This is a genomic window from Cupriavidus sp. SK-3 (genome assembly GCF_000611145.1).
Lineage (GTDB): Bacteria > Pseudomonadota > Gammaproteobacteria > Burkholderiales > Burkholderiaceae > Cupriavidus.
The window spans coordinates 36,854-39,407 of record NZ_JFJV02000033.1; the positions used below are offsets into that span (position 1 = coordinate 36,854).

Sequence of the window (2,554 nt, forward strand, 5' to 3'; positions counted from 1 at the left end):
GCTCGCTGGCGGCGCTGCGCGTGGCGCTGAAACAGGGCGCAGACGCCGTCTACCTTGGCCTGCGCGACGCCACCAATGCGCGCAACTTCGGCGGGCTGAACTTCACCGAGGCCGATATCCAGGCAGGCGTGGCCGAGGCCCATGCGCAAGGCGCGGAAGTCTTGTTCGCCATCAATACCTTCGCGCAGATGAGCGCGGTAGCGTGCTGGCATCGCGCAGTCGATGCCGCGGCGGAGCTGGGCGCCGATGCCGTCATCATGGCCGACCCGGGCCTGATGGCCTATGCCCGCGAGCGCCATCCGCAACTGCGCCTTCATCTGTCGGTGCAGGGCTCGGCCACGCATGCCGACGCCATCGAGCTGATGCGCGCGCGTTTCGGCATACACCGGGTGGTGCTGCCGCGCGTGCTGTCGCTGGCGCAGATCGGCAAGCTCGCGCGCCAGACCGATGTGGAGCTTGAAGTGTTTGGCTTCGGCAGCCTGTGCGTGATGGCCGAAGGCCGCTGCCTGCTGTCCTCTTACGCGACCGGCGACTCGCCGAACAACAAGGGCGTGTGCTCGCCCGCGCACGCGGTGCGCTGGGAGGAGCGTGAGGGAACCATGCAGGCGCGGCTGTCCGGCATCCTGATCGACAGCTACGCGCCGGGCGAGCCCGCCGGCTATCCCACTTTGTGCAAAGGGAGATTCGAGGTGGAGGGCGAGCGGGGCTACGTGCTCGAGGAGCCGACCAGCCTCAATGCGCTGTCGCTGCTGCCGGCGCTGATCGGCATGGGCATCGCCGCCATCAAGATCGAAGGCCGCCAGCGCAGCCCGCGTTACGTGGGCGATGTGGTGGGCGTGCTGCGCGCGGCGATCGACGCGGCCTGCGCCGATCCGCAGCGATTCACCGCGCGCCAGGAATGGCAGGGCGTGCTCGGCAGGCATGCCGAGGGCGACCAGGTGACGCAGGGCGCGTACGACCGGCCATGGCGCTGAAGCCCGGCTGTGTCGCCCTTGCCTGCTGCATTCCTCATGCCTCGCGGCATGCCACTCTCCTTCCGGAACCAGACTACCAATGAACGATTCGATGATTGCCCCTTCCCGGCCCGCGGCCTGCTTCGGCATCTCGCTCGGCCCGCTGCTGTACTACTGGCCGCGCGCCACGGTCATGCAGTTCTATGCCGAGGTCGCCGACTCCGCGGTCGACCGCGTCTACCTGGGCGAAACCGTCTGCACCCGCCGCCATGAACTGCGCCATGCGCATTGGCTGGAGATCGCGCAGATGCTGCGGGACGCCGGCAAGGAAGTCGTGCTCTCGACCCCTGTGCTGGTCGAGTCCGACAGCGACATTGCCTGCATGCACCGCGTCTGCGAGCAAACCGACTATCTGGTCGAGGCCAACGACCTGGGCGCGGTCAACCGGATGCACGGGCGCCCCTTTATCTGCGGCCCGCATCTCAATGTGTATCACGCGGATACGCTTGCCTGGCTGAGCGGGCTGGGTGCCAAAGCATGCGTGCCGCCGCTGGAAATGGACCGCGCCGCGCTGGCGGCGCTGGCGGCGGCCCGACCGGCGGGCACGGGGCTGGAGGTGCTGGTCTGGGGCCGGATGCCGCTGGCGTTCTCGGCGCGCTGCTTCACCGCACGCCATCACAGGCTGCGCAAGGACAATTGCGAGTTCCGCTGTCTCGATTACCCGGATGGCCTGGTGGCATCGACCGGGGAGGGCCAGCCATTCTTCACGCTCAACGGGGTGCAGATCCAGTCCGCTACTTGTCTCGACCTGTGCGCGGAAGTGCCGGCCTTGATGGCCATGGGGATCGACTCCGTTCGCGTCAGCCCGCATGCCAGCGCCACGCTGGATGTCGTGGCGGCGCTCGCGGCACTGCGGTCCGGCGAGCGGGCCACGGCATCCGCCGGCCTGCTGCCGGCGGGGGCACAGCCCAGCAATGGCTACTGGGACGGAAAGGCCGGCATCGCCTGGCAGGAGGCGCACGCATGATCGGCCCCAAAGCCATGCTGGCACGCCTGCACCGCGCGGTTCCGGCGCAGGCCCAGGCCTTACCCCTGGTGGCCGCGCTGGAGCTTGCGCGGCGGCGTGGCTGGCTGCAGCCACCGGCGGCGCTGGATGGCCACTGCTTCCTGTTGACGGTGGAGGACCTTGGCCTGCAGATACGTTTTCGCTGCGCGGATGGCCGCTTTGCCGCCGGGCCCTTTGACGGCAGCCCGCCGGCGCTGACGTTGCGCGCCAATGCCGTCGATTACCTGCGCCTGCTGGGCGGGGAGGCCGATACCGATACGCTGTTCTTCCAGCGGCGTCTGGCGATCGGCGGCGATACCGCGCTAGGCCTGGAGGTGAAGTACTGGCTGGACGCGGTGAGCCGGCCGGAGTGGCTTACCGGCCTGACCAGGCATCTGGCTGCGGGTGCCGTCACGTCGCAGGCTGGCTGATGATGCAACAAGGGCGGCTGGGGGAGCGGGTGGGCGCTTGTTACGCCGTCGTGCTGGACCAGACCATTGGCTTCGCTTCCAGTGGCTCCTAGCCAAACCCCCCCCCCCCCCCCCCCCCCCCCCCC

Annotated in this window: 2 protein-coding genes and 1 pseudogene; all 3 read left to right on the forward strand. The window is 69.0% G+C overall.

Translation table 11 applies throughout. The features are described from left to right. Positions 1-974 (forward strand): annotated as a pseudogene (gene ubiU, locus CF70_RS03435) (ubiquinone anaerobic biosynthesis protein UbiU); the annotation flags it as partial. A 79-nt stretch (positions 975-1,053) separates the two neighbouring features. Next, a complete protein-coding gene (locus tag CF70_RS03440) occupies positions 1,054-1,980 on the forward strand; it encodes a U32 family peptidase (RefSeq protein ID WP_235184866.1) in 927 nt (308 codons plus the stop codon). Next, positions 1,977-2,429, forward strand: coding sequence for a ubiquinone anaerobic biosynthesis accessory factor UbiT (gene ubiT / locus CF70_RS03445; RefSeq protein ID WP_035860360.1), 453 nt, complete (start codon positions 1,977-1,979; stop codon positions 2,427-2,429). Before CF70_RS03440 ends, ubiT begins: the two co-directional genes overlap by 4 nt. Positions 2,430-2,554 lie beyond the last annotated feature (125 nt).

Bases quoted from the DNA above. Each gene is read 5' to 3' on its own strand.
- CF70_RS03440 (WP_235184866.1), top strand. From the start codon at position 1,054: ATGAACGATTCGATGATTGCCCCTTCCCGGCCCGCGGCCTGCTTCGGC.
- ubiT (WP_035860360.1), top strand. From the start codon at position 1,977: ATGATCGGCCCCAAAGCCATGCTGGCACGCCTGCACCGCGCGGTTCCG.